The sequence below is a fragment of the Pseudomonas sp. 2995-1 genome, assembly GCF_002742505.1.
GTDB lineage: Bacteria > Pseudomonadota > Gammaproteobacteria > Pseudomonadales > Pseudomonadaceae > Aquipseudomonas > Aquipseudomonas sivasensis.
The window spans coordinates 1-263 of record NZ_LJSA01000152.1 but is presented as its reverse complement, the minus strand read 5'-3'; the positions used below and the strand labels follow the sequence as shown (position 1 = coordinate 263).

Sequence of the window (263 nt, the reverse complement as noted above, 5' to 3'; positions counted from 1 at the left end):
GACATTCACTTTGTATTGTCCAAACTGCGGAAAACCTATCGTAGAAAAGAATAGATTTTGCCAATATTGTGGGAAAAAGCGGAGACGTTCTAAATTGATGATTTCCATGCTTTTCGTCGCTACCTTCCTATCTGGCGTTTTTTTCGCTAGCTCAAATCTGTTATCTTCCGAAACGACAGATTTATCCTATGACGCTGCTACATATCATAATGAAAGAACGATCGTAGAAAGGTCTATTAGCAGTTTCATCCCAACAGCCAGAC

Annotated in this window: 1 protein-coding gene; it reads left to right on the top strand. The window is 39.5% G+C overall.

All coding sequences use genetic code 11. The features are described 5' to 3' along the window. Positions 1–10: 10 nt before the first annotated feature. Positions 11–263: zinc ribbon domain-containing protein (locus AOA61_RS32680; protein WP_368731116.1), on the top strand; the 253-nt coding region annotated here is incomplete at its 3' end.